Origin of the sequence: Lysinibacillus louembei, assembly GCF_033880585.1 — a bacterium.
Lineage (GTDB): Bacteria > Bacillota > Bacilli > Bacillales_A > Planococcaceae > Metasolibacillus > Metasolibacillus louembei.
The window spans coordinates 3,754,331-3,778,218 of the sequence record NZ_CP137624.1 but is presented as its reverse complement, the minus strand read 5'-3'; the positions used below and the strand labels follow the sequence as shown (position 1 = coordinate 3,778,218).

The 23,888-nt window shown below is 38.3% G+C and carries 23 protein-coding genes; all 23 read left to right on the top strand.

From position 1 onward, the window contains the following. The first annotated feature begins 40 nt into the window (after positions 1 to 40). The 23 genes from R6U77_RS18890 to R6U77_RS18780 all read left to right on the top strand — a co-directional run bounded on the left by R6U77_RS18890 (position 41) and on the right by R6U77_RS18780 (position 23,882). Positions 41 to 1,126 (top strand): protein-glutamate methylesterase/protein-glutamine glutaminase, encoded by a 1,086-nt coding sequence (locus R6U77_RS18890; RefSeq protein ID WP_406601116.1) that lies wholly within the window; start codon positions 41 to 43, stop codon positions 1,124 to 1,126. A 14-nt stretch (positions 1,127 to 1,140) separates the two neighbouring features. Next, positions 1,141 to 3,186, top strand: coding sequence for a chemotaxis protein CheA (locus R6U77_RS18885; protein ID WP_319836808.1), 2,046 nt, complete (start codon positions 1,141 to 1,143; stop codon positions 3,184 to 3,186). A 24-nt stretch (positions 3,187 to 3,210) separates the two neighbouring features. Then, complete coding sequence (locus R6U77_RS18880) at positions 3,211 to 3,657, top strand: chemotaxis protein CheW (protein ID WP_293921312.1); 447 nt, start codon at positions 3,211 to 3,213, stop codon at positions 3,655 to 3,657. A 54-nt stretch (positions 3,658 to 3,711) separates the two neighbouring features. After that, entirely contained in the window at positions 3,712 to 4,344 is a 633-nt protein-coding gene (locus R6U77_RS18875) for a chemotaxis protein CheC (RefSeq protein ID WP_293921311.1), read from the top strand. Next, positions 4,345 to 4,842, top strand: a complete 498-nt coding sequence (locus tag R6U77_RS18870; RefSeq protein ID WP_319836807.1) for a chemotaxis protein CheD — start codon at positions 4,345 to 4,347, stop codon at positions 4,840 to 4,842. After that, positions 4,842 to 5,210, top strand: a complete 369-nt coding sequence (locus R6U77_RS18865) for a multidrug transporter (RefSeq protein ID WP_293921308.1) — start codon at positions 4,842 to 4,844, stop codon at positions 5,208 to 5,210. Before R6U77_RS18870 ends, R6U77_RS18865 begins: the two co-directional genes overlap by 1 nt. 441 nt (positions 5,211 to 5,651) lie before the next feature. Further along, positions 5,652 to 6,422, top strand: coding sequence for a FliA/WhiG family RNA polymerase sigma factor (locus R6U77_RS18860; RefSeq protein WP_293921307.1), 771 nt, complete (start codon positions 5,652 to 5,654; stop codon positions 6,420 to 6,422). A 13-nt stretch (positions 6,423 to 6,435) separates the two neighbouring features. Next, positions 6,436 to 6,738 carry an RNA polymerase subunit sigma gene (locus R6U77_RS18855; RefSeq protein ID WP_319836806.1) on the top strand — a complete coding sequence of 101 codons (303 nt, stop codon included), beginning with the start codon at positions 6,436 to 6,438 and terminating at the stop codon, positions 6,736 to 6,738. Positions 6,739 to 6,746: 8 nt separating this feature from the next. After that, a complete protein-coding gene (locus R6U77_RS18850; RefSeq protein ID WP_319836805.1) occupies positions 6,747 to 7,286 on the top strand; it encodes a DUF6115 domain-containing protein in 540 nt (179 codons plus the stop codon). A gap of 270 nt (positions 7,287 to 7,556) precedes the next feature. Beyond that, on the top strand, positions 7,557 to 8,285 hold the full coding sequence (gene rpsB / locus R6U77_RS18845; RefSeq protein ID WP_293921303.1) for a 30S ribosomal protein S2: 729 nt from the start codon (positions 7,557 to 7,559) through the stop codon (positions 8,283 to 8,285). Between the two features lie 100 nt (positions 8,286 to 8,385). Then, positions 8,386 to 9,267, top strand: coding sequence for a translation elongation factor Ts (gene tsf / locus R6U77_RS18840; RefSeq protein ID WP_293921302.1), 882 nt, complete (start codon positions 8,386 to 8,388; stop codon positions 9,265 to 9,267). A 108-nt stretch (positions 9,268 to 9,375) separates the two neighbouring features. Next, on the top strand, positions 9,376 to 10,101 hold the full coding sequence (pyrH, locus tag R6U77_RS18835; protein ID WP_319836804.1) for a UMP kinase: 726 nt from the start codon (positions 9,376 to 9,378) through the stop codon (positions 10,099 to 10,101). Then, positions 10,101 to 10,658, top strand: a complete 558-nt coding sequence (gene frr, locus R6U77_RS18830) for a ribosome recycling factor (RefSeq protein WP_293921300.1) — start codon at positions 10,101 to 10,103, stop codon at positions 10,656 to 10,658. Before pyrH ends, frr begins: the two co-directional genes overlap by 1 nt. 305 nt (positions 10,659 to 10,963) lie before the next feature. After that, positions 10,964 to 11,752: an undecaprenyl pyrophosphate synthase gene (locus tag R6U77_RS18825; protein ID WP_293921299.1), complete on the top strand. Its 789-nt coding sequence runs from the start codon at positions 10,964 to 10,966 to the stop codon at positions 11,750 to 11,752. Then, on the top strand, positions 11,749 to 12,543 hold the full coding sequence (locus R6U77_RS18820) for a phosphatidate cytidylyltransferase (protein ID WP_293921298.1): 795 nt from the start codon (positions 11,749 to 11,751) through the stop codon (positions 12,541 to 12,543). Before R6U77_RS18825 ends, R6U77_RS18820 begins: the two co-directional genes overlap by 4 nt. Before the next feature lie 28 nt (positions 12,544 to 12,571). Next, positions 12,572 to 13,717: a 1-deoxy-D-xylulose-5-phosphate reductoisomerase gene (gene dxr / locus R6U77_RS18815; RefSeq protein WP_319836803.1), complete on the top strand. Its 1,146-nt coding sequence runs from the start codon at positions 12,572 to 12,574 to the stop codon at positions 13,715 to 13,717. Between the two features lie 46 nt (positions 13,718 to 13,763). Beyond that, on the top strand, positions 13,764 to 15,032 hold the full coding sequence (gene rseP, locus R6U77_RS18810; RefSeq protein WP_319836802.1) for an RIP metalloprotease RseP: 1,269 nt from the start codon (positions 13,764 to 13,766) through the stop codon (positions 15,030 to 15,032). A 41-nt stretch (positions 15,033 to 15,073) separates the two neighbouring features. Continuing rightward, positions 15,074 to 16,783: a proline--tRNA ligase gene (locus tag R6U77_RS18805; RefSeq protein ID WP_319836801.1), complete on the top strand. Its 1,710-nt coding sequence runs from the start codon at positions 15,074 to 15,076 to the stop codon at positions 16,781 to 16,783. Positions 16,784 to 16,878: 95 nt separating this feature from the next. Beyond that, entirely contained in the window at positions 16,879 to 21,207 is a 4,329-nt protein-coding gene (locus R6U77_RS18800) for a PolC-type DNA polymerase III (RefSeq protein ID WP_319836800.1), read from the top strand. 370 nt (positions 21,208 to 21,577) lie between these two features. After that, entirely contained in the window at positions 21,578 to 22,063 is a 486-nt protein-coding gene (gene rimP, locus R6U77_RS18795) for a ribosome maturation factor RimP (RefSeq protein ID WP_293921383.1), read from the top strand. A gap of 13 nt (positions 22,064 to 22,076) precedes the next feature. Then, positions 22,077 to 23,216, top strand: coding sequence for a transcription termination factor NusA (nusA, locus tag R6U77_RS18790; RefSeq protein WP_293921292.1), 1,140 nt, complete (start codon positions 22,077 to 22,079; stop codon positions 23,214 to 23,216). Positions 23,217 to 23,298: 82 nt separating this feature from the next. After that, entirely contained in the window at positions 23,299 to 23,577 is a 279-nt protein-coding gene (gene rnpM, locus R6U77_RS18785) for an RNase P modulator RnpM (protein WP_293921290.1), read from the top strand. Continuing rightward, positions 23,574 to 23,882, top strand: coding sequence for a YlxQ family RNA-binding protein (locus R6U77_RS18780; RefSeq protein WP_319836799.1), 309 nt, complete (start codon positions 23,574 to 23,576; stop codon positions 23,880 to 23,882). The genes rnpM and R6U77_RS18780 overlap by 4 nt, the downstream gene beginning before the upstream one ends. Positions 23,883 to 23,888 lie beyond the last annotated feature (6 nt).

Here is a 23,888-nt window from a genome sequence, read left to right as displayed (position 1 = left end):
AAATAAGAAAAAGTTGCTTATTGTAGATGATTCGGCTTTTATGAGAAAGCTAGTTGGCGACTTTTTTGATGGGAACTTAAATATTGAAGTGGTGGGAACAGCGCGCAATGGGAAAGATGCAATTGAAAAAATACAACAACTGCAACCAAATGTTGTCACAATGGATGTAGAAATGCCTGAAATGAATGGCTTAGATGCCTTAAGAGAAATTATGAATCAATGTCCTGTGCCTGTAGTGATGCTATCAAGCACAACAAAGCAAGGCACGGAAAATACGTTAGCAGCAATGGAGTATGGCGCTGTAGATTTTGTTGCTAAAACGAGCGGTACCATTTCTCTTGATTTACATAAAATTAAAGAGGAATTAGTTCAAAAAGTAGAAGCTGCTGCGAACATCTCTGTTACGAAGTTGAAAAGACCGATGAAACCGATTCACAGAAAAGAAGTAGTGAAAGTAGAGAAATCATTGAATACGCCGCCACCGACAATCAAAAAGCAGCAGCCGGTAGAGTTAACAACACTCCCAAATAAGAAAGAGTGGAGCAGGACATCTAGAAAAATTATTTTAATTGGCACATCCACAGGAGGACCCCGTGCATTGCAAGAAGTGATTACGAAAATTCCTGAAAACGTTCGTGCACCAATTTTAATTGTGCAACATATGCCAGCAGGCTTTACAAAATCTTTAGCAAATCGTTTAGATCAATTAAGTAATATTCATGTAAAAGAAGCAGAACAAGGTGATATTTTAAAGGATGGCGTTGCCTATATTGCACCAGGCGGGTATCATCTAAGGCTTCGTAAAATTGGAACGACCTATGGGATTGTGCTTGATCAGACAGAGCCACCAAGATCGGGTCACCGTCCATCAGTAGACGTGATGTTTGAGGATGTTAGTAATTGTCCTGATATGGATAAAGTAGCAGTGATTATGACTGGTATGGGTCAAGATGGAGCAAACGGTTTAAAAGAATTAAAAAAATCAGGTAATGTAAGAGCAATTGCTGAATCTGCGGATACTTGTATCGTTTACGGTATGCCAAAAGCAGCAGTAGAAACACAGCTTGTCGATGAAGTGGTAGACGTAGAGGATATCGCACAAACAATTATGAAATATATGTACTAAAGGGGTGCCTTCATATGGAAGTAAATCAATATTTAGAAATGTTCATCGAAGAAAGTAAAGAACATTTACAGTCATGTAGTGAACATTTATTAGAATTAGAAAAGAATCCACAAGATTTATCAATTGTTAATGAAATTTTCCGTTCAGCTCATACATTGAAAGGTATGTCTGCAACGATGGGCTTTGAGGATTTAGCGGATTTGACACATAAAATGGAAAATGTTTTAGATGCTATTCGCAATGAAAAAATTGAAGTAACGCCAGAAATTTTAGATGTTGTGTTTGAGTCTGTTGATCATCTAGAGGAAATGGTAATGAACATTGCAGAGGGCGGCGACGGTAAGCGCGATGTACAGGCGACAGTGGAGAAGTTAAAGCGCATTGAAGCAGGTGAGGAAGTAGGCCAGCCTGCCGCAGCAGAAGAAATAGCAGCAACAGCAATTCAACAAGAATCGCATTTAGATTATGATGATTTTGAAAAAACAGTGTTAGCACAATCTATCGAGCAAGGGCATTCAGCATATGAAATTACGGTGACATTACGTGAAGATTGCTTATTAAAGGCAGCGCGTGTTTTCATGGTATTCGAGATTTTAGAAAAAAACGGAGATGTCATTAAATCTGTTCCAGCAGTTGATCGTTTAGAGGATGAACAATTTGACCAAGTATTCCATATTGCCTATATTTCAAAAGAACCTGCCGATGATTTACAAAAGAAATTAATGAAGGTTTCTGAAGTAGAAGAAGTAAAAGTCGTACCTTTAGAAGAAAAAGATGTACAGTCAGAGAAAAAAGTAGAGGTTGTTGAAGCAGAGCCACAGCCAGAATTAGCGGTAAAAGCAGTGGCGGAAGTACCAGCTAAAAATGCCAAGGCACCAGCATCTAATAGTAAGTCTGGTGGTCATGTTTCGAATAAAATGATTCGCGTAAATATCGAGCGCCTTGATATTTTAATGAATCTGTTTGAAGAGCTTGTGATTGACCGTGGTCGTTTACAATCGATTTCTGCAGAAGTGAATCATCAAGAATTAAATGAAACAGTAGAACGTATGAGCCGTGTAATGGGAGATTTACAAAATATCGTCTTAACAATGCGCATGGTACAAGTTGAAACAGTATTTAATCGTTTCCCGAAAATGGTACGTCAATTATCACGCGACTTAAATAAGAAAATTAATTTAGAAATTATTGGGGCAGAAACAGAGTTAGATCGTACTGTTATCGATGAAATCGGTGATCCGCTTGTGCATTTAATTCGTAACTCACTTGACCACGGTATTGAAAGTCCTGAAGTGCGTATTGCCAAAGGGAAGCCTGAAGAAGGAACTGTACAGCTACGTGCTTTCCATAGTGGAAACTATGTATTTATTGAAATTGAAGATGATGGTGCAGGCATTAACCGTGACAAAGTATTAGAAAAAGCTATTTCTAAAGGGATTGTTACGATAGAAACAGCCAAAACATTGTCAGATAAACAAATTAATGAGCTGATTTTAGCTTCCGGTTTCTCAACAGCAGATGTTATTTCTGATATTTCAGGTCGCGGTGTAGGGCTGGATGTTGTAAAAACAACAATCGAATCATTAGGTGGAAATATTTCCATTGACTCGACTGAAGGTGTTGGTTCAACATTCTCTATTCAACTGCCATTAACACTATCAATCATCTCTGTAATGCTTGTAGAAATCGAAAAAGAAATTTATGCAGTACCTTTATCGTCAATTATTGAAACATCTATTATCCGTCATTCAGACATTTTGAATGCACATAATCAAAAAGTAATTGACTTCCGTGGTAAAGTCGTACCGCTTGTATTCTTAGATGAAATTTTCGAAGTTCCACGTACAGAAGCACAGGATGACGAATTCTATTCTGTTGTAATTGTACGTAAAGGCGAAAAACTTGCTGGTTTAGTTGTTGATTCCTTTATCGGACAGCAGGAAATCGTATTGAAATCTTTAGGAAATTATTTAACAAATATTTTTGCAATTTCAGGTGCAACAATTTTAGGAAACGGAAAAGTAGCATTAATTGTTGATTGTAATGCGCTAATGAAGTGATAAGGATAAGAAGAGGTGTAAACTATGACAAATGCTGTTGAACAAGAATATATTAAAGTAATTGTTTTTCAATTAGCAGATAAAGAATATGCGATTCCAGTATCACATGTGCAAGGAATTGAAAAATTAATGCATATTACGCGTGTACCTAAAACGCCTGCCTATGTAAAAGGAGTTATTAATTTACGTGGCGTTGTTACACCAATTATTGATTTACGTGAACGTTTTAATTTACCGATTTTAGGTGAAGAGGATGCAGCACGTATCATTATTATTACGTTGGAAGATATGGAAGTAGGCTTTGTTGTTGATTCTGCTAATGACGTATTAGATATCGCTGCAGGCTCTATTGAGCAACAACCAGAAGTTGTAGGTTCTTTAGAAGAGGAGTTTATTTCAGGTGTTGCTAAGTTAGACAATCGTTTATTAATTTTATTGCATTTAGACAAAGTATTAAATCCGTTAAGCTAAAATGACGCCTCTAATAGCTTTTGCTATTTAGAGGCTACTAAAGTAGGGATATGAATGAATTTCAATCAAAAAATTACTTCGTTGCATTTAGATGTATTAAAGGAAATTGGAAATATCGGTGCTGCACATGCAGCAACTGCACTGTCGGATTTGTTAAGCAAAAAAATTGATATGCAAGTACCTAAGGTCGAAATGGTGACATTTGACCATATGATGGAGCTAGCAGGGGGCTCTGAAACAGTTGTTGTGGGCGTTTTCTTAAGAATTGAAGGAGATGTTGAAGGCAGCATGTTTTTCATTCTGCCGATTGAACAAGCAAACCGCTTTATTCAACGTTTAATTCATGATGAGACGTTTGATTTTTATAAAGCCCCCGTGTCGGAGCTTGCGCTATCTGCGATGCAGGAAATGGGCAATATTTTATCAGGCTCCTATCTATCTGCACTATCAGATTTTACTAAATTAAAAATTTATCCGACTGTGCCAGGGTTAAGTGTTGACATGTTTGGCGCTATTATTAGTACAGGATTAATTGAATTATCTCAAGTAAGCGATCATGTTATCGTTATTAATACATCCATTTTTGAAGAAGATATCGCTATCTCTGAAGCTGTTCATGGGCATTTCTTTTTGTTACCAGACCCAGATTCATTCGCAACAATTTTTAAAGTGTTAGGTGTATCCTAAATGTTTACATCTGACACAATTGTTAAAGTAGGTATTGCACAAATGGATGTAGTAAAGGCACCTAACACGATTCGTACATCTGGTTTAGGGTCGTGTGTAGGTGTTGTCATTTACGATGAAACGAAACAAATCGCTGGTTTAATTCATGTTATGCTTCCAGATTCGAGCTTAGGAAAAGTAGATGCTACAAATGTAGCCAAATTTGCTGATACAGGCATTAAAGCGCTATTAGACTTGTTAAAAGCAGAAGGTGTTCAAACATTTAAACTAAAGGCGAAAATCGCTGGTGGTGCACAAATGTTCCAATTTACATCCGATAAAAGTTCTATGCGAATTGGTCCCCGCAATGTAGAAGCTGTAAAAAATGAACTAAATAAATATAAAATTCCTCTTATTGCAGAGGATACAGGTGGAAATAGTGGGCGAACAATTGAATTTAGTCCTGTTACGAACAAGTTAAATATTCGTACAGTGAACCGAGGGGTGAGTGAAATATAATGCTTGGTTCGATTTTAATAAATTGTTGGATTGCGTTAATTAGCTTTACTGCTTATTTCATCTATGCAATTCAAAAACCTTTTGTAATGCCACTTCCAACGTTATTAACGGCACTAGGTGTTGCATTTATTGGCTTTATCATCGCATTTCCACTACGTTATTTTTTAGGCTATATTTTTTATACACCACAAGAAATTGCGTTTAGTGGAGAATCCGTAGAAACTGAGGATACCACATCATCAGAAAATCAACCGTTTATTCAACAAAATGCTACATCAACAGTTGAGTTTGCTGATGAAAGCACGGAGGATATTGCACAGGTTGTACGGACAATGATGCATAAAGAGGATGAAATGGTCAATAGCTAATTTCCTTAATTGATGAAATAGAGAGCTGTTTAGAAAGATGAAAACTTTCTGAACAGTTCTTTTTTTTATAAGAAAGTATTCTGCGTACATATGAAAAATATGTGTGAATTTGTTATAATAGTTGTAATAATAAGGGCTGTCTAGAAAATTACTAATATTTTTTACAGAGCTGATGATTTGAAAAGAGTTAGTTAGCCATTACATTTTGGCTAACTCTCGTCCGGATTTTTAACCTAAAAGCGTCATACATGCGCCAACGGTTAACAGACCTGCGTTGTGCAGGCCTCCTTTCAAAATTTGTGACATCTGTCGGGGGCTTTATCATGAGAGACACTCTATTTGTTGACATAGCATAAAAAATTTTGAAGCAGCGAAGTTCTTATATCATCTGAAAAACTGGACTTGAGAGGTATAATCGATTTTAAAGAGAGGTGGATACGTGTGACACAACCAATTATAAATGACGAGCAAAATCTTTGGCATAGCTGGACGATGGAGCGAGATGTAGATGCAGGTAATCAGTTAATAAAAAAATATAAGCCGCTTGTATCTTATCATGTGCAACGTATCGGGGCTGGATTACCGAAAAATGTTTCTAGAGATGATTTATATAGCTTAGGCATGATGGGGTTATTTGATGCTTTAAATAAATTTGATATAAAGAGAGATTTAAAATTCGACACCTATGCATCATTTCGTGTAAGAGGTGCAATTATAGATGGTTTGCGCAAGGAAGATTGGTTACCACGCTCAGCGCGAGAAAAAGCTAAAAAGCTTGAAGCTCAAATTGAGGAGCTTGAGCAAAAGCTAATGCGTCATGTTACACCAGAGGAGTTAGCTGCACATATGCAACTACCAATCGAAGAAATATATCAAACCGTTCAAGAACATTTTTTTTCAAATGTTTTATCAATTAATGAGCAACAGGATCAAGAAGAGTTGGAAGGAAAAGTTTTTGTTATAAGGGATGATGATACGAGAACGCCAGAACAGGAAATCGTGCACAATGAGCTATTAGCGGATTTGGGGCGCAATATCGAAAAATTAAATGACAAAGAGCAGCTTGTATTAAGCTTATTTTATACTGAGGAAATGACCTTGACAGAAATTGGCGAGATGCTTGATTTGTCTACTTCCCGCATATCACAAATTCATTCAAAGGCATTGTTTAAATTGCGCAAGTTTTTATCGCCAGAAGTAATTAATTCATAGGGAGTGGATTAGTATGAGCTTAAAAGGTGTAGAGTTACAAATTGCGATTCCTAAAACGTTCGATGCCGGAAAAATAGCTGACCAGCAGCATCAAAACAACATACTTCAACAAATGCACGCAAATGAAGCGTTAAAAAAGGAAATAGAGCGAAAACAAAAAACAGTTAATGACACAGAAAATTTAGATGCTGTGTCAGATAACAAAGAAGGTAATAATACAGCGAATGCCGAACAGCAAAACAAAAAGAAAAAAGAAGAAGAAAAAGTGAAAGCACATCACCCGTTTAAAGGAAACTTTATTGACTATAGCGGATAGGAGAATGTATGAATTCAGTTATTAGTTTTTTAATAATAGGGCTTATTATTGCACAGCTGATTATTTTTTATTTAATCATATTATTGAATAATAAGGTCGCAAAATTTAAAGATTTAGAAGTGAGACAAAATCAGCTAATGCAGGAGATGGATGATGCAATCGGCGTTTATTTAATCGAAATGCGAGAAGAAAATGACCGTTTGCTGCGTGAGCTAACAACTGTTAAAAATGCCATGCCTGATATAAAGCAAGACGCTAATCATTTTGTTGATATAAAGCGTGAACAGCTGTCTGAATCGGTTTTAAAGGAGCAAGTACCCATCGAAAAGAAAGCATTTGTTCCGAAAAATGTAGCGGCAAATGTTTATAAACAACAAAAGCGACAAGAGCTTGAAAAACACGAAGCTCCAGCGCCAAAGCGAGAATCATTAACACCCGAACAACAAATTCTCGCTATGCATAGAAATGGGAAATCTATTGAAGAAATTGCCAAGCAAACTCAAAAAGGAAAGACAGAAATTGAATTGCTCATTAAATTTCATTCCTAAATAAGGGCAGAGAGGTAGGAGATTCCCTCTCTGTTTTTTTTATATAGCTTCAGAAAAGTATTTTACCTCGGATTTTGAAGAGGAATCGTGGGAGAAAACGAAGCATTTACCAAAATACTTGTCATATAGAAAAATACATGATATATTATATAGCGGTGTTAACAATACACACGTATTTTGATGTAGTAAGTGGTGCTCTATTTTATAGGGTTGCTTGTTGCAAATGATAAATGCGGAGGAAAAAAACCAAACAATTAGGAGGAACTAAACATGTCAGTAATTTCAATGAAACAATTACTTGAAGCTGGTGTACATTTCGGTCACCAAACACGCCGTTGGAACCCAAAAATGAAGAAATATATCTTCGTTGAGCGTAACGGTATCTACATTATCGATTTACAAAAAACAGTTAAAAAATTAGAAGAGGCTTATGACTTCATGCGTCAAGTTGGCGAAGATGGTGGTAAAGTTCTTTTCGTTGGTACTAAAAAACAAGCGCAAGAAGCGATTAAAGAAGAAGCTGAGCGTTCAGGTAACTACTACATCAACCAACGTTGGTTAGGTGGTACTTTAACAAACTTCGGTACAATTCAAAAACGTGTTGCACGTATGAAAGAAATCGAAAAAATGGAAGAAGAAGGCATTTTTGCTGTTCTTCCTAAAAAAGAAGTTATTCAACTTAAAAAAGAGCATGAGCGTCTAGTGAAATTCTTAGGCGGTATCCGTGATATGACAGCTATTCCAGACGTAATGTTTGTAGTAGACCCACGCAAAGAGCGTATCGCTGTTGCGGAAGCTCGTAAATTAAACATCCCTCTAGTAGGTATTGTTGATACAAACTGTGATCCAGATGAAATCGACTACGTAATCCCTGCTAACGATGATGCTATTCGTGCTGTTAAATTATTAACTGCAAAAATGGCTGACGCGCTAATCGAGTCTAAACAAGGTGAATCAGAAGCTCCAGCTGTTGAAGAAGAAGCAGTAGCTGCTGAGTAATTCCCTTTTACACAATGGTGATAAGTGGCTGATCCCTCTTATCACCTTTTTTTGAGAGTACAATATTAATTATATATAATTTCAAGGAGGCCCACTAAAAATGGCAATCACTGCACAATTAGTTAAAGAATTACGTGAAAAAACTGGCGCTGGTATGATGGACTGTAAAAAAGCGTTAGTAGAAACAGACGGTAACTTAGAAGCTGCAATCGACTTTTTACGTGAAAAAGGTTTAGCTGCTGCTGGTAAAAAAGCTGACCGTATCGCTGCGGAAGGTACTACTTACATTTTAGAGCAAGGTAACGAAGCGATTCTTGTAGAAGTAAATGCTGAAACAGACTTCGTTGCGAAAAACGAAAAATTCCAAGTATTAGTTGCTAGCTTAGCTGAGCAATTATTAGCTGCTAAACCAGCATCTGTAGAAGCTGCTTTAGAACTTGAAAAAGATGGCGTGAAAATCGCTGACCAAATTTCTCAAGCAACAGCTACAATTGGAGAAAAAATCTCTTTACGTCGCTTTGAAGTAAAAACAAAAACAGATGCTGATGCATTTGGTGCGTACTTACACATGGGCGGACGCATCGGTGTATTAGTCGTGTTAGAAGGCTCTACAGATGCAGCTGCTGCAAAAGATATCGCAATGCATATCGCAGCAATCAACCCAACTTATGTATCTCGTGACGAAGTTTCTGCTGACGAAGTTGAACGTGAGCGCAAAGTGTTAACTGAGCAAGCGTTAAACGAAGGTAAACCAGAAAATATCGTAGCGAAAATGGTAGAAGGTCGTCTTGGTAAATACTTCGAAGACGTTTGCTTACTTGACCAAACTTTCGTTAAAAACTCAGATCAAAAAGTACGCGATTTCGTAAAATCAACTGGTGGTAACGTAACTGCATTCACTCGTTATGCTGTTGGTGAAGGTATCGAAAAACGCGAAGATAACTTTGCTGAAGAAGTAATGAACCAAGTTAAAGGTAACTAATCTTATATCTCAATTTGAGAATTACATTTAGGGAGCACAGCACCAGCGTGTTCCCTATTTTTCAAGCAAAATTCAATTACAATAATATACAAGTGACGGAGGTTTACTATGAGTGTGCCAAAATACAAACGTGTAGTAATTAAGCTAAGCGGTGAAGCATTAGCAGGAGAAGCAGGCTTCGGATTAGCGCCAAAAATAATTAAAGATGTTGCAGCTGAAGTGAAGCAAGTAGTAGACCTAGGTGTGGAAGTGGCAGTTGTAGTAGGTGGGGGTAATATTTGGCGTGGTAAAGTAGGCAGTGAAATGGGTATGGACCGTGCTGCTGCTGACTATATGGGCATGTTAGCGACTGTAATGAATTCTTTAGCATTACAAGATGCGCTAGAAAAACTAGGCATCGAAACACGTGTGCAATCATCCATCGTGATGACCCAAGTTGCTGAGCCATATATTCGTCGTAAAGCTGTACGTCATCTTGAGAAAAAACGCGTTGTGATTTTTGCAGCTGGAACAGGTAACCCATTCTTCTCGACAGATACGACTGCTGCATTGCGTGCTGCTGAAATTGATGCAGAAGCGATTTTAATGGGCAAAAACAATGTGGATGGTGTATATTCAGCAGATCCTAAAACGGATCCAAACGCTGTAAAATATGATGAATTATCTTATTTAGATGTTATTCAGCAAGGATTACAAGTAATGGATTCAACAGCATCTACTTTATGTATGGACAACGACATTCCATTAATAGTATTCTCATTAATGGAAGAAGGAAATATTAAACGCGCTGTACTTGGCGAAAAAATTGGAACTGTTGTTAGGAGGAATTCATAATGGCAAAGCAAGTTTTAGAACAAGCAAAAGAAAAAATGACAAAATCTTTAAGTGCATTTTCACGTGAACTAGCATCGATTCGTGCTGGCCGTGCGAACGCTTCATTATTAGACCGCGTTTCTGTAGACTATTACGGTGCACCAACACCAATTAATCAATTAGCAGGTGTATCAATTCCAGAAGCTCGTCTTTTAGTAATCGCACCTTACGACAAATCAATTTTAGGTGAAATTGAAAAAGCGATTATGAAATCTGATATTGGTATTACACCAACAAATGATGGAACAGTTATTCGTTTAACGATTCCTGCATTAACAGAAGAGCGTCGTAAAGAGCTTGTAAAGCAAGTGAAAAAAGAGGCAGAAGAAGCAAAAATCGCTGTGCGTAATGTGCGTCGTGATGCAAATGATGATTTGAAAAAGCTTGAAAAAAGCGGCGATATTACAGAGGATGATTTACGTGGCTATGGCGATGACATTCAAAAGCTAACGGACGAGTTTATCGCAAAAATCGACGATGTAACAAAAGAAAAAGAACAAGAAATTTTATCTGTATAATGACGATAGAACTTTAATTAAATTAAGGCGTCCTTTCAAACAGGGCGCCTTTTTTACTTGATTAAGTAAAAATCTCTTGCGGGGATGAATGCCAAATAAGTAATGGCCATTACGCCAAGGGATAATTGATTAAAAGAGGTTTTATCATAAAAAATAACTTATCACCATAATTTATAGGGTGAAATTACATATTAGAACTAAAAAATTAACTGTAATGCTGTTCATAATAAGAAATAAAAGGACATGGAAAGTTCTTTTTGATATGATAAATATGTCCGATATGCAAGTAGTTGGGGGAATGGGCTATGTTTAAAAAGCTTTTAGGAAAAAAATTAAATAAAAATGAAATCGAATATAACAGCAAGAGCTTACTTGATGCAGAAGTTCCTTCGCATATTGCAATTATTATGGATGGCAATGGCAGATGGGCAAAGAAGCGGTCAATGCCGAGAATTGCGGGACACCATGAAGGAATGAAGACAGTGCGTAAAATTACGCGCTATGCTTGTGATTTAGGTGTTGAAATTTTGACATTATACGCATTTTCAACGGAAAACTGGAAGCGTCCTAAAGCGGAAGTTGAGTTTTTAATGGGACTTCCTGAGCAATTTTTAAATTCCTTTTTACCAGAGTTGATGGAACGTAATATTCGCGTGCAAATGATTGGTGATTTTGCAAGCTTACCTGGCCACACACAAAGGGCTTTACAGCATGCGATGAATACGACAAAGCATAATACGGGCTTAATTTTAAATTTTGCAATGAATTACGGGAGTCGTGCGGAAATTGTACTTGCGATGCAAAATATTATGCAGGAAGTAGCGGCAGGTAGGTTAGCGATTGAAGAAGTGTCAGAGGAGCATATTACATCACATTTAATGACAGCACATTTACCAGAGCCGGATTTATTAATTCGTACAAGTGGTGAAGTACGTTTAAGTAATTTCATGCTATGGCAATTAGCCTACACGGAATTTTTATTTACGGATACGCTTTGGCCGGATTTCGATGAGCAATGCTTATTAGAGGCAGTTCAGCAATATCAGCAACGAAATAGGCGGTATGGTGGGCTGAAAGGAGAAGAACAGAAGTGAAGCAACGAATTATCACAGCAGTTATTGCAGCGGCGTTATTTATTCCTTTCGTCGTATATGGACAATTACCATTTACCTTACTAGTATATGCAATGGCAGCAGTAGGCTTATATGAAATTTTAAAAATGAAAGGTATTTCAATTTTTTCTGCACCAGGCATACTAGGCGCATTAACATTGTTTACAATTTTACTGCCAAAAAACTATGCTATCAAAATAGTGGAAGTGACAAGCTATACGAAGTTTGAATTACTCATTATCGGTGTTATTTTATTGCTTGTCTATTCCGTTATTGTCAAAAATCATTTTACATTTGATGATGTTGCATTTGTTATTTTAAGCACGCTCTATGTTGGCATCGGCTTTTATTATTTCATTGAAACGCGTGAAGCGGGCTTAGTATACGTTATTTTTGCATTATTAATCGTTTGGACAACAGATTCAGGTGCCTATTTTATCGGTCGTCGCTTTGGCAAAAATAAGCTGTGGCCAGAAATATCGCCGAATAAAACGGTGGAGGGCTTTATAGGAGGAATTGCGGTTGCCATCATTGCAGCAGTGATTATGCAGCTTATTGTGCCGTTTACTATATCGTGGCCATTACTAATTGTCATCGTCATTATTAGCTCGATTTTCGGGCAAATGGGAGATTTAGTGGAATCTGCAATTAAGCGTCACTATGATGTCAAGGATTCAGGTACTATTCTTCCAGGGCATGGCGGTATTTTAGACCGTTTTGATAGCTTATTATTCGTCTTACCATTATTGAATTTGCTGCATTTCGTTAGCTAAGCGCAGTGACTGAAAGGAAGTAAAGAGGTTGAAAAAAATTAGTTTATTAGGAGCAACAGGCTCTATTGGCTTACAAACAATTGATATTTTAAAGGCGCAAAAAGAGGAATTCCAGCTTGTTGCTGTATCAGCAGGTCGCAATATTGAGGCAACAAAACAAATTATCCAAGACTTGCAGCCACAGCTTGTATCTGTACAAGACGCAGAGGATGCGAGCCGCCTGCAACAGGAGTACCCGCATATCGAAGTAACATATGGTGCAAAAGGGCTTGTGGAAGTAGCTACACATCCAGAAACGACGGTGCTAGTTAATGCTGTACTAGGAAGCGTTGGCTTAGAGTCGACTTTAGCAGCGATTCGTATGGGTAAAACAATCGCTATTGCCAATAAGGAAACACTCGTTACAGCAGGACATTTAGTAATGGCGGAGGCGCGCAAGTACAACGCCCCTATTTTACCTGTCGATAGTGAGCACTCTGCGTTATTCCAATCAATGAATGGTGAAAACCCGAAAAATATTGAACGTTTAATTTTAACAGCTTCTGGTGGCTCCTTCCGTGACCGTAGCCGCGAAGAATTACAGTATGTAACAGTGAAAGATGCGCTAAACCATCCAAATTGGTCAATGGGAGCAAAAATTACGATTGATTCGGCAACAATGATGAATAAAGGGCTTGAAGTGATTGAAGCACATGTATTGTTCGATATGCCATATGATAAAATTGATGTATTGTTACACCGCGAAAGCATTATTCATTCATTAGTGGAATATCATGATACGAGCGTCATTGCACAGCTTGGTACACCGGACATGCGTGTGCCGATTCAATACGCGCTTAGCTATCCAGAGCGTTTGCCACTGCAAGGTGGACAAGCTTTAAATTTAGCGGAAATTGGACAACTATCATTTAAAGAAGTTGACTTTGAGCGCTTTAAAGCATTAAAGCTTGCTTATGAAGCAGGTCGTGCAGGTGGGACGATGCTAACAGCAATGAATGCGGCAAATGAAGCAGCTGTTTCATTATTCTTACAGGAAAAAATTACGTTTTTACAAATTGAAGAGCTAATTGAACGTGTGATGCATGCACATCATAATATATTGCTCCCTGATTTAGAAACGATTTTACATGTGGACAATGAAACGAGAAAAATTGTATTGGACATGGTAAAATAAAAGAAGTTTGAACAAGTAAGAAAAAAGTATATGAAGGTGGGAAATTATGCAAACAGCTATTGCATTTATCGTAATTTTTGGCTCACTCGTATTTTTCCATGAGCTAGGACACTTCCTATTCGCAAAGCGTGCAGGAATTATGGTACGAGAATTCGCTATTGGTATGGGGCCGAAAATTTTTGGTATGACGAAAGGTGAAACTGTTTATACATTACGCCTTCTTCCTATCGGTGGTTATGTTCGTATGGCTGGCGATGATATGGATTCGGTAGAATTACAGCCAGGCTATCGTGTCGGTCTATTAATGAATGAAGATAACACTGTTGAAAAAATTATTTTAAATCAAAATAGTCAGCATCCAAATATTTTATTTATGGAAGTAGAACGTGCTGATTTAGAGCGTGAGCTTTGGATTGAAGGTTATGATGAAGATGAAAATCTAGTGCGCTATAATATTTCACGCACAGCGTCTATCGTTGAAAATGGCAAGGAAACAATTATTGCCCCATATGATCGTACATTTAATGCGAAAACAGTTGGTCAACGTTCGATGGCGATTTTTGCTGGTCCGTTATTCAACTTTATTTTAGCGTTTGTTCTATTTTTAATAATGGGATTATTACAAGGTGTGCCTACAAATGAGTCACTGCCCAAAATCGCACAAGTTGCAGACGATGGTGTAGCAAGTGCTGTTGGGCTACAGCGAGATGATGTAGTAACGGCGATTGATGGTCATAAAATTTCAACATGGGAAGATTTATCACAGGCCATTCAAGAAAAAATGGGACAACCGATGGTGATGGTAGTAGATCGTAAAGGTGAACAGCTAACATTCGAGCTGACACCGAAAATTGTAGAAAATGATAAAGGTGAAAAGGTTGGACAAATCGGTATTTATGCAGCACGTGCCTATGAGAAATCACCAGTAAAGGCTGTTGCCTACGCTGGAGAGCTAACATATGAAACGGCCACAATGATTTTTAAAGCGGTTATTAAACTTGTGACAGCACAGTTATCCATTGATGAGCTGTCCGGCCCTGTTGGTATATATAAATATACGGAGGAAGCAACATCTTACGGTATATTTAATTTACTGTTCTGGGCTGGGGCGTTAAGTATGAATTTAGGGATTATGAACTTGTTACCACTACCAGCACTTGATGGTGGACGTTTATTATTCTTTGGCTTTGAAGCAGTGCGTGGCAAACCGATAGACCGTCAAAAAGAGGGACTTGTACATTTTGTTGGTATCGTGTTGCTAATGATTTTAATGATTGTTGTCACATGGAACGATATACAAAGATTCTTCTTTTAGATAAAGCGAATTAGAAAATCAGTTTAGAGGTGGAACTATACATGAAACAGAGTTTAACATTTATTCCAACTTTGCGAGAAACACCAGCAGATGCGGATGTTCAATCACATAAAGCATTGTTACGTGCAGGCTTTATTCGTCAAAATGCAAGTGGTGTCTATTCCTATTTGCCATTAGCCAAGCGTGTACTAACAAAAATCGAGCAAATTATTCGTGAAGAGATGGAAGCTATTAATTCAATAGAGCTACTAATGCCGACATTGCAGCCAGCAGAGCTTTGGCAAGAGTCTGGTCGCTGGGATGCATATGGTCCAGAATTGATGCGCTTAAAAGACCGTCATGAGCGCGATTTTGCATTAGGTCCAACACATGAGGAAGTTATTACGACATTAGTACGTGATGAAATTAAGTCATATAAAAAGCTACCCTTAACACTTTATCAAATTCAAACAAAGTTCCGTGATGAAAAACGTCCACGCTTTGGTTTATTGCGTGGTCGCGAATTTATTATGAAAGACGCTTACTCATTCCATGCATCAAGAGAGAGCTTAGATGCAACATATGAAGATATGTACCGTGCATATTCTAATATTTTTACGCGCCTTGGCTTGAATTTCCGTGCAGTCATTGCGGATGCAGGTTCAATCGGTGGTAAAGGTACACATGAGTTTATGGTCTTATCAAAAATTGGTGAGGATACCATTGCTTATTCTGATTCCTCTGATTATGCTGCAAACATCGAAATGGCAGAAGTGATTGTTGATTATCAAGCGAGCAATGCTGCACAAAAAGAGCTAGAAAAAGTAGCAACACCTGATGTGAAAACAATTGACGATGTTAGCAATTTCTTATCTGTCGATGCAGCAAACTGTATTAAATCATTAGTGTTTAATGTAGATGGAGAGCTTGTTGTTGTGCTAGCACGTGGCGATCATGAAATCAATGACATTAAATTGAAAAATGTTTTAGGTGCGTCATCTGTGGAGTTAGCAGAAGAAGCAGATATTAAAAATTTATTAAACTGCTCTCCAGGTTCAATTGGGCCAGTGAAGCTTCCTGTGGAAGTGAAGGTTATTGCAGATCATGCAATTAAATCGATTCGCAATGGCGTCGCTGGAGCAAACGAAGATGGCTTCCACTATATCAATGTGAACCCAGAGCGCGATTTTGCCATTAATAGCTATGAAGATATTCGCTTCATTCAAGAAGGTGATCCATCTCCAGATGGTAATGGCACAATCAAATTTGCTGAAGGTATTGAAGTTGGGCATATTTTCAAGCTTGGCACAACATATTCAGCTAAATTGAATGCTGTGTTTTTAGATGAGCAAGGCAAAGCGCAACCATTTATTATGGGCTGCTATGGTATTGGGGTGTCACGTATACTTGCTGCTGTCGCAGAGCAATTCCAAGATGACAACGGCTTTGTATGGCCGAAACAGCTTGCACCATATGATGTGCATTTAGTGCCTGTTAACTTAAAGGATGAGGCACAAAACCAATTAGCGGACGAGCTTTATAGCGTTTTAAAATCATACCGCTATGATGTATTATTTGATGATCGCGCTGAGCGACCAGGCGTAAAATTTGCAGATGCAGATTTAATGGGGTTACCAATTCGAATTACAATTGGTAAAAAAGCTTCAGAAGGTATTGTAGAAGTAAAAGTGCGTGAAACAGGCGAAACATTTGAATGGGCAAAGGAAGAAGTAGTTGACCGTTTAAGCGAATTTTTCCGCACAAACGAATAGAGTGTAAATAATAGATGTAGAGGATGAGGGTGTCGGGAAAGATTTTGTCTTTCCAGGCGCCCCATGCTATTTTTAGCTAGAGGAAGGTGAGAACGATGACGAATCAACAAGAGGCAAGAACGAGATTTCTCATGCTCTTGCAGCAATTAGAATTAACAGATGATATTTATATGTCGTTATTTGAAGAAGGTGAGCTGACAAGATTATCTGTGCATAAAAAAAATCGTGTATGGTGCTTTATTATTAAATTGCAAAACATATTGCCTTATAAAGTATATCAGCTACTCATCGCACGTTTAACAGAGAAGTTTTCACATATTGCTAATGTCTCATTAACCATTGAAACGACTGCACCTATTGTGACAGAGGAGCTCGTACTAGATTATTGGCTACCGATGATACGGCAGCTAGAGGATATGTCACCGCCATTAAAAAATCAATTAATGGAGCAAAAGCCTCAATGGACAGGGCATAAATTGATTGCAACAACGATGCATGAAATTGAGCAAATGTCATTAAAATCAAAATATACTGACAAGCTTTCCGAAAGCTATCAGCAATTTGGCTTTCCCCATATCCCGCTTGAATTCCAATTAGTTGAGCAAACAGATGAAATGAAGCAGGCACATGAGGCATTTTTAGAGCAGCGTAGACAGGAAGAGACAATGCTAGCACAGCAAGCACTTGAAGATTTTGCAAAACGTGAAAAAGATAAAGCTGATTCACCGCAAGCTGTTGTAAGCAATCGTCCATTTCAGCTTGGGGCACAAATTAAAGATAGCGAAACAGTTGAAATTCGTTCGGTGCTTGAGGAAGAGCGCTCTATCGTCTTGGAAGGCTTCGTGTTCATGACGGAAATTAAAGTATTAAAAAGCGGTCGTTCTTTATTAGAATTTAAAATGACGGATTACACGGATTCGATTTTAGTAAAAATGTTCTCACGTGATGATAGCGATGCTGAATTAATGGCGCAGTTATCCAAGGGCATGTGGGTAAAAGTGCGCGGCTCTGTGCAAATGGATACATTTGTACGCGATTTAGTCGTGATGGCACGCGATATTGTGGAAATTAAAAAAGAGACGCGAAAAGATTTAGCTGAAGAAGGACACAAGCGTGTTGAGCTGCATATGCATACACCGATGAGCCAAATGGATGCTGTAACACCCGTTGACCGCTTGATTGGACAAGCAGCAAAATGGGGGCATCCAGCAATTGCTGTGACAGACCATGCAGTAGTTCAGGCATTCCCAGATGCTTATGCTGCTGGGAAAAAGCATGGCATTAAAGTAATTTATGGCTTAGAGGCAAATTTAGTTGACTCTGCTGCATCCATTGCCTATGAGGAGCAGCATATTAATTTAGAAGATGCGACATTTGTTGTTTTTGACGTAGAAACAACAGGTTTATCTACGGTTTATGACACAATTATTGAGCTTGCTGCTGTCAAAATTCAAAATGGACAAGTAATTGGTAAATTTGAGCGATTTGCTAATCCACATAAGCCATTAACAGCGAATATTATCGACTTAACACATATTACAGATGATATGTTAAGGGATGCACCAGAAGTGGAAGAAGTTGTGCGGGAGTTTCACGAATTCATTGGCGATAGCATCGTCGTTGCACATAATGCTTCATTCGATATCGGGTTCTTATATGTTGCCTACCAAAAATACGGTATAAGCACTGATAAGCATCCGGTTATCGATACGTTAGAGTTATCGCGTATGCTCAATCCAACATTGAAAAATCACCGTTTGAATACGCTTTGTAAACGCTACGGTGTAGAGCTAACACAACATCACCGAGCGATTTATGATACTGAGGCAACAGGTGAGCTGATGCTTCATTTATTAAAGGAGGCACATGATAAAGGCATCAAATATCATGATGATTTTAATCGCTTCGTTGGTGGAGATGATAGCTATAAGCAAGCAAGACCTTCACATTGTACGATTTTAGCGACAAATGAAATCGGCTTGAAAAATTTATTTAAGCTCGTATCGATTGCGCATACAGAAACGTTTTATCGAGTACCGCGCCTGAAAAAGAGCGATGTGCAAAAATATCGCGAAGGTTTAATTATTGGCTCAGGCTGTTCCAATGGTGAGCTTTTTGAAACGATTATGAATAAAACACCCGAGGAAGCAGAGCGTGTCGCAAAATTTTATGATTATATCGAGGTGCAGCCAAAGCCTGTGTATTCACAATTGATTGCACGAGGAACAATTCATGATGAATGGAACTTAGAGGATATTATTCGCAGGCTTGTGAAGCTTGGGAAAAAACTGAATATTCCAGTCGCTGCAACAGGCAATGTTCATTATTTAGATGAAACTGATGGGAAGTTCCGACAAATTCTTATTGGCTCGATGGGTGGGGCGAATCCTTTAAATCGTTACCCATTGCCAAAGGTTCATTTTAGAACGACAGATGAAATGCTAGCAGAATTCGATTTTTTAGGCCCTGATTTAGCGGAGGAAATTGTTGTTACAAATACACAATTAATCGCTAATATGGTGGGTGATGTAAAACCAATCAAAGATGATTTATACACACCTAAAATTGAAGGTTCAGATGATGAAGTAACGAATTTAACATATGAAATGGCACATAGCATTTATGGTGAAGAGCTGCCTGAAATTGTACAAGCCCGTATTGATAAAGAATTAAAATCGATTTTAGGGCATGGCTTTGGGGTTATTTATTTAATTTCTGCTAAGCTCGTAAAAAAATCGTTAGCAGACGGCTATTTAGTAGGTTCGCGTGGCTCGGTAGGTTCATCGTTAGTTGCCACTTTTATGGAAATTACCGAAGTGAACCCATTACCACCACATTATATTTGCCCAAGCTGTAAGCATTCAGAGTTTATCGCAGACGGCTCCGTTGCATCAGGCTTTGACTTACCGAATAAAGATTGTATAAAATGTGGCACACCATATAAAAAAGATGGGCAAGATATCCCATTCGAAACCTTCCTTGGGTTCAAGGGAGACAAGGTACCTGACATAGACTTAAACTTCTCTGGTGAATACCAACCACAAGCACATAACTATACAAAAGTGCTATTTGGTGAGGATTACGTGTTCCGCGCTGGAACAATTGGTACTGTAGCTGAGAAAACAGCATATGGCTATGTAAAGGGCTATGCGAATGATCATAATTTGACATTCCGAGGCGCCGAAGTTGATCGACTTGTGCAAGGTTGTACAGGAGTTAAACGAACAACAGGACAGCATCCAGGGGGAATTATTGTAGTACCAGATTATATGGATATTTATGATTTCTCACCTGTACAGTATCCAGCAGATGCGCAAGATGCAGAATGGAAAACGACACACTTTGACTTCCATTCGATTCATGACAATATTTTGAAGCTTGATATACTTGGACACGATGATCCAACCGTAATTCGTATGCTGCAAGATTTATCAGGTATTGACCCAAAAACGATTCCGACAGATGATCCAGAAGTAATGAAAATTTTTAGCACAACGGAATCGCTTGGTGTAACGACAGAGCAAATTGGTACAAAAACAGGAACGCTTGGTATTCCTGAGTTTGGTACACGCTTTGTACGTCAAATGTTAGAGGAAACGAAGCCATCAACATTTAGTGAGCTTGTGCAAATCTCAGGTTTATCACATGGAACGGATGTATGGCTAGGTAATGCGCAGGAGCTTATTAAAGGTGGTACATGTGTATTATCAGAAGTAATTGGCTGTCGTGATGATATTATGGTGTATTTAATTTACCAAGGGTTAGAGCCAGCATTCGCCTTTAAAATTATGGAGTCCGTACGTAAAGGGAAAGGTTTAACGGATGAAATGGAAGAGGAAATGCGCAAAAATAAGGTACCAGAATGGTATATTGACTCTTGTAAAAAAATTAAGTACATGTTCCCTAAAGCCCATGCAGCGGCTTATGTATTAATGGCTGTGCGTATCGCGTGGTTTAAAGTACATCATCCCATTTTATATTATGCGGCATACTTTACGGTACGTGCAGATGATTTCGATTTAATTGCGATGAAGCAAGGTCCTGCTGTTATTCGTACAAAAATTGATGAAATTAATATGAAAGGCTTAGATGCCAGCCCGAAAGAAAAGAACTTGATGACAGTGCTAGAAATTGCGCTTGAAATGTGTGAGCGTGGCATGCATTTTAAATCGGTTGACCTTTATCGTTCAACGGCAAGTGAGTTTATCATTGATGGCAATGCATTGATTCCACCATTTGATGCAATTCCAGGTCTAGGAACGAACGTAGCAAAGCAAATCGTTGCAGCGCGTGCAGATGGCGAATTTTTATCGAAGGAGGATTTACAGCGACGTGGTCGGGTTTCTAAAACATTGATTGAATACATGGATCAGCTAGGTTGTTTAGAAGGACTTCCTGATGCTAATCAGCTATCATTGTTTTAATGGCAAGTTGCTACATTTGCAATTGTAGCCTAGGTATGCTATTGTTAGTGTAACAATTTGTTGAAGGTTTGCAGCAAAAGAGTGGGTTTCTCCCGCTCTTTTCTGTTGTTTTACAACAAATCGGAAATGACAAGACCGTCTAAAAAGCTTGTTTTTAGACAGCTATCCGCTTTTTTTGAAAATATTGCCCTGTTAGAAAATTGCTCTTAACTGTTGAAGTATATGAACAGTGCAGCCGAAGTAAGTAAAAAGCTGTTTGGAGGCAATGAAGGTTTTGGGGACGTTCCATGAAAAGAGCATTTCAAGTTTGTTTTATACATTTAACGGCAAAACAAATAATAAAGTAAGAATATGATATGAGGGGGATATGATGAGCAAAGTTACTTCAACGATTGAAGCGCTCGCAATGCCTGTTGTTGCTGAATTAAACCTTGAATTAGTAGATGTTGAATTTGTGAAAGAAGGTCGCAACTATTTTCTACGTGTTTATGTAGATACGCCACAAGGTGGAATTGATATCGATCAATGTGCCCAAGTAAGTGAACGTTTAAGCATCATTTTGGATGAAAAGGATCCAATCGAGCAAAATTATTATTTAGAAGTATCTTCACCAGGTGCAGAACGCCCATTAAAAAAAGAAGAAGATTTTGTAAAATCAATTGGCAAATATATTTATGTAAAAACATATGAGCCAGTGAAGGATATGAAAGAATTTCATGGTTATTTAACAGCATATACTGAACAAGGTTTAGAAATGGAAGTTCGCATTAAGACACGCAAAATCAATGTACAAATCGATAAAGAAAAAGTAGCGCAGGCACGACTTGCGATTGACTTTTCAGATAAGCAAATTTAGGAGTGAACAGAAAATGAGTAGTGATTTACTAGATGCTTTAACAGCCCTTGAAGAGCAAAAGGGTATTTCAAGAGAAGTGTTAATCGAAGCCATTGAGGCAGCATTAGTAACAGCGTATAAACGTAATTTTAACCAAGCGCAAAATGTACGAGTAGATTTAAATTTAGAAAAAGGCACGATGCTTGTATACTCTCGTAAAGATGTAGTAGAGGAAGTAGAAGATGATCGTTTAGAAATCGCAGTAGAAGATGCAAAAATGATTAATCCTGCATATGAAATCGGCGATGTATTAGAGCAAGAAGTAACACCACGCAACTTTGGGCGTATCGCAGCACAAACAGCAAAGCAAGTTGTAACACAGCGTGTGCGCGAAGCAGAACGCGGTTTAATTTACGAAGAGTATGTTGATCGTGAAGATGACATCGTTGTTGGGACGATTGAACGTCAAGATGCACGTAATATTTACGTATCATTAGGTAAAGTGGAAGCTGCATTACCAGTAAATGAGCAAATTCAAGGTGAGGTATATAAACCGCAATCACGTATTCGCGTTTATATTACGAAAGTAGAGCGTACAACACGTGGTCCACAGGTAATCGTATCACGTACACACCCAGGTCTATTGCGCCGTTTATTTGAAATGGAAGTACCGGAAATTTTTGATGGTACTGTTGAAATTAAATCGATTGCACGTGAAGCAGGTGACCGTTCGAAAATTTCTGTTCATGCACATAATCCTGAGGTAGATCCAGTGGGTTCATGCGTAGGAGCGAAGGGTGCACGTGTCCAAACAATCGTCAATGAATTGAATGGTGAAAAAATCGATATCGTGGAATGGTCTGAAGATCCAATCGTATTTGTTGCAAATGCGTTAAGCCCATCAAAGGTATTAGATGTACAAGTGAATGAGGAAGAAAAATCGACAACGGTTGTTGTACCAGATTATCAGCTGTCATTAGCGATTGGTAAGCGTGGTCAAAATGCGCGTCTTGCAGCGAAATTAACAGGCTGGAAAATCGATATTAAAAGTGAAACAGATGCACGTGAATTAGGAATTTATCCTTCTGAAACGAGCACATTTATTCCACAAAATAATAATACTGCTGCATATGATGATATCGAATATGATTTATATCAAGATGATGAAGAATAGTCAGCAAATCAGCTAGCTACTCATAGCCTTTCCTGCAAGGTGCTGTGAGTCAGCAGCATTTTGTAAGGAAGGTGAACACGGGATGGCTGTACAAAAAAAAGTGCCCTTACGCAAATGTGTAGCAACAGGTGAAATGTATCCGAAAAAAGAAATGATTCGTGTTGTACGTTCGAAAGAGGGCGAAGTATCTGTTGATATTACAGGGAAAAAGTCGGGACGTGGAGCTTATGTTTCAAAATCGGAAAAGGCTGTTGAAGAGGCACGTAAAAAAAACAGCTTAGGAAGACAACTTGAAGTAGCGATTCCAGAAGAAATATACGAGGAGCTATTGAAGCTTATTCGCAGGGAGTCTATTTTATGACGAACAGTGCAATACTGCAATTATTAGGACTTGCTGCAAGGGCAAGAAAAGTTGTTTCTGGAGAAGAGCTAGTTGTGAAGGAAGTGCGTACGGGGGGAGCAAAATTAGTTCTTCTTGCAGGCGATGCTTCTGCTAACACAGCGAAAAAAATTAAAGATAAATGTACGTATTACAACGTTGAGTTTTATGTTTTAGGAGATCGCTATGATCTAGGACATGCTACAGGAAAGGAAGCACGTGTAGTATTAGCTATAACCGATCGTGGGTTTGCGAAAAAAATGTCTAGTCTACTCAACGAAAATTAATCGGGG

Bases quoted from the DNA above. Each gene is read 5' to 3' on its own strand.
- R6U77_RS18890 (WP_406601116.1), top strand. From the start codon at position 41: ATGAGAAAGCTAGTTGGCGACTTTTTTGATGGGAACTTAAATATTGAA.
- R6U77_RS18885 (WP_319836808.1), top strand. From the start codon at position 1,141: ATGGAAGTAAATCAATATTTAGAAATGTTCATCGAAGAAAGTAAAGAA.
- R6U77_RS18805 (WP_319836801.1), top strand. From the start codon at position 15,074: ATGAAACAGAGTTTAACATTTATTCCAACTTTGCGAGAAACACCAGCA.
- R6U77_RS18800 (WP_319836800.1), top strand. From the start codon at position 16,879: ATGACGAATCAACAAGAGGCAAGAACGAGATTTCTCATGCTCTTGCAG.
- R6U77_RS18780 (WP_319836799.1), top strand. From the start codon at position 23,574: ATGACGAACAGTGCAATACTGCAATTATTAGGACTTGCTGCAAGGGCA.
- R6U77_RS18880 (WP_293921312.1), top strand. From the start codon at position 3,211: ATGACAAATGCTGTTGAACAAGAATATATTAAAGTAATTGTTTTTCAA.
- rimP (WP_293921383.1), top strand. From the start codon at position 21,578: ATGAGCAAAGTTACTTCAACGATTGAAGCGCTCGCAATGCCTGTTGTT.
- rnpM (WP_293921290.1), top strand. From the start codon at position 23,299: ATGGCTGTACAAAAAAAAGTGCCCTTACGCAAATGTGTAGCAACAGGT.
- R6U77_RS18865 (WP_293921308.1), top strand. From the start codon at position 4,842: ATGCTTGGTTCGATTTTAATAAATTGTTGGATTGCGTTAATTAGCTTT.
- rseP (WP_319836802.1), top strand. From the start codon at position 13,764: ATGCAAACAGCTATTGCATTTATCGTAATTTTTGGCTCACTCGTATTT.
- pyrH (WP_319836804.1), top strand. From the start codon at position 9,376: ATGAGTGTGCCAAAATACAAACGTGTAGTAATTAAGCTAAGCGGTGAA.
- rpsB (WP_293921303.1), top strand. From the start codon at position 7,557: ATGTCAGTAATTTCAATGAAACAATTACTTGAAGCTGGTGTACATTTC.
- R6U77_RS18870 (WP_319836807.1), top strand. From the start codon at position 4,345: ATGTTTACATCTGACACAATTGTTAAAGTAGGTATTGCACAAATGGAT.
- R6U77_RS18875 (WP_293921311.1), top strand. From the start codon at position 3,712: ATGAATTTCAATCAAAAAATTACTTCGTTGCATTTAGATGTATTAAAG.
- R6U77_RS18855 (WP_319836806.1), top strand. From the start codon at position 6,436: ATGAGCTTAAAAGGTGTAGAGTTACAAATTGCGATTCCTAAAACGTTC.
- frr (WP_293921300.1), top strand. From the start codon at position 10,101: ATGGCAAAGCAAGTTTTAGAACAAGCAAAAGAAAAAATGACAAAATCT.
- nusA (WP_293921292.1), top strand. From the start codon at position 22,077: ATGAGTAGTGATTTACTAGATGCTTTAACAGCCCTTGAAGAGCAAAAG.
- R6U77_RS18850 (WP_319836805.1), top strand. From the start codon at position 6,747: ATGAATTCAGTTATTAGTTTTTTAATAATAGGGCTTATTATTGCACAG.
- tsf (WP_293921302.1), top strand. From the start codon at position 8,386: ATGGCAATCACTGCACAATTAGTTAAAGAATTACGTGAAAAAACTGGC.
- R6U77_RS18825 (WP_293921299.1), top strand. From the start codon at position 10,964: ATGTTTAAAAAGCTTTTAGGAAAAAAATTAAATAAAAATGAAATCGAA.